The sequence below is a fragment of the Chamaesiphon sp. OTE_20_metabat_361 genome, assembly GCF_031364565.1.
This window is the reverse complement of sequence record NZ_JANLWO010000124.1, coordinates 1-1,601: the sequence shown is the minus strand read 5'-3', so window position 1 is coordinate 1,601 and position 1,601 is coordinate 1. Positions and strand designations below refer to the sequence as shown.

Genomic DNA, 1,601 nt, shown 5'->3' with positions numbered 1-1,601 from the left:
TGGAGGACTCGATTGAGTGTCGCCCGATTGATGTCTACTGGCGCTAGTGGCACTTGTGCTGTCTTGCCGCGCTGAGTGTACCACCAATAGCCGCCACCTGCGGCGATCGTCCCCAGGGTCAACCAGTCACCGACACCAGCTAAGCTGTGGGAGACACTATCCAAACCCCATAAACCTAACGATAACCCAATCCCACCAATCAAAAGCGGACGTTGTAATTGTCCAGTCATAAATGCCCCGTCAATGTAATGCTAGATCGCGTTCATTACTTCTAGACTAATCGATCCGGGCGCGATCGAGCAGGGGAAATCCCGATCGTTACTTAAGTTAAACATGGGGGTTTACCCACCTTGCTCGGTGCGAACCGATTGGGGCGCGGGCAACTGGGAGTTAAAGGGAGCGACTAGGTATGCTTGATTTTGTGGCGGGTTAATTCGATCGTAATTTTGCCGCCAAAATCTGGAATTGGTGCGGCTAGCTTGTGGAGTTTTAACTCTACGAACTCGACCAGATCGTCAGCTAAGACTGTCGTCACGATCGTCTCGGCAAGTTTTTCGACGAGGGCAAATTTAGCCGTAGAAATTATCTGTTTGACCGCTGAAATAGCGCTGCGATAATCGAGTGTATCTTCAATCCGATCGCTTTGACCGGATGCCGCTAAATCAACGCCAATCCGCAGATCGACTTCAAACCATTGTCCTAAAGTTTGCTCCTCCGGCAAGTATCCCGTATAGCCATAACACCGTATCCCTGTTAATTGAATTACATCCATATATTCTAAAATATTGGCATCGCCACCAATCTCAAGTCATTTCCATCGCCCTAGAAAAATAACCGGAACGCATCCGCAATTCTCAATTCTCAATTCTCAATTCTCAATTAATTGCTGCCAGTCCAATTACCTTGATTTAATTCATTCCAAACTTCATCAATTAACATCCCCGAATTTTCCGATCTGCCAATATCTTGAAGATTGATAAACTCATCCGCACCATCTGGAATCCCCGGCGACTCGAAACTCAATAAATCTAGGTCGTGTTCGGAAAAATCTAGACCGAGATCGGTCAGGTCTAGCTCCATCATGCCATTTGGCGCAGCAATACCGCGATCGTCAGCACCCCCAAATACATAGGCAATCTCATCGAGATTGCTATTGACGGTTCCGGCATCGATCGGCAAGTGTTCTTCTGACTCTAGAGTGGTATCCGTAAAATGTGGCGCGGGCATGGCTGTAGCTACTATCGGGGTCGCGATCGTCGCTGCAACCGCCGCTGCGCCCATTGCGGTCATCCCAGCTAAGGGGAGCGAACTGCCTTCGGTCTCCACTGGAGTTTCGCTAGGGGCGGGGGTAGTTGGGGCGGCAAAATTGCCACGATCCTCGATTTGAGCAGTTGCCGTTGGGGCGACGACTGCTGTTGGACGATCGTGGCGATCGTCATGACTAGCGCTGGGTGTAGGTGGGGCAGGGACTGCTGGTGGGGCGATCGTTGCGCCGAGTGGGGTCGCCGTCGCATTCACCGCTACTGGCTGACTGGGGGCTTCTGGCTCGTCGGGACAGAATTCTAAACACAACCTAATCCGCCCCTTTTGCCAGCCCTTAG

Annotated in this window: 1 protein-coding gene and 2 pseudogenes; all 3 read right to left on the bottom strand. The window is 51.1% G+C overall.

The features are described from left to right. A pseudogene (locus tag RMO35_RS03455) lies at positions 1-230 on the bottom strand (hypothetical protein); the annotation flags it as partial. A gap of 173 nt (positions 231-403) precedes the next feature. After that, positions 404-772 carry a dihydroneopterin aldolase gene (gene folB, locus RMO35_RS03450; RefSeq protein ID WP_309738574.1) on the bottom strand — a complete coding sequence of 123 codons (369 nt, stop codon included), beginning with the start codon at positions 770-772 and terminating at the stop codon, positions 404-406. A gap of 107 nt (positions 773-879) precedes the next feature. Next, a pseudogene (locus tag RMO35_RS03445) lies at positions 880-1,601 on the bottom strand (hypothetical protein); the annotation flags it as partial.